At 70.9% G+C, this 543-nt stretch carries 1 protein-coding gene; it reads right to left on the bottom strand.

Features of this window, described 5'->3' with window-relative positions:
* On the bottom strand, positions 1–543 hold a 543-nt coding region (locus ACFSHS_RS22505; RefSeq protein ID WP_376881164.1), incomplete at both ends, for a methyl-accepting chemotaxis protein.

Raw genomic sequence — 543 nt, 5'->3', positions numbered from 1 at the left:
CTGGCGATGGTGGTCTGCCGGTCGGAGATCTGCGCGACGATCGCCGAGATCTCCTCGATCGCCGCCACCGCCGCCGTGGTGTCGCCCTGGATGGCCTGCACGCGCTTGGCGATGTCCTCGGTCGCCTTCGCCGTCTCCTGCGCCAGCTCCTTGACCTCGTTGGCCACCACCGCGAACCCCTTGCCCGCCTCACCCGCCCGCGCGGCCTCGATCGTGGCGTTCAGCGCCAGCAGGTTCGTCTGCTCGGCGATGCTGGTGATCACCTTCACCACGTTGCCGATCTCCGCCGACGAGTCACCGAGCTTGGCCACCGTCGCGGTCGTGCTCGCCGCGGCGTCGACCGCCTTCGCGGCCACCTCACTGGCCTCCGCGGCGTTGCTGGCGATCTCCCGGATCGAGGCACCCATCTGCTCGGCACCGGCGGCCACCGTCTGCACGTTCCGGGAGACCTCCTCCGCCGCCGAGGACACCACACCCGACTGCGCCGAGGTCTCCTGCGCCGACGCCGAGATCTGCGCCGAGCTCGCCGACAACTCCTCCGAC

The sequence above is a fragment of the Blastococcus deserti genome (genome assembly GCF_042682525.1).
In the GTDB taxonomy this organism is placed as follows: domain Bacteria; phylum Actinomycetota; class Actinomycetes; order Mycobacteriales; family Geodermatophilaceae; genus Blastococcus_B; species Blastococcus_B deserti.
Note: the sequence above shows the minus strand (reverse complement) of the source record. Positions and strands in the feature narration are given on the sequence as shown.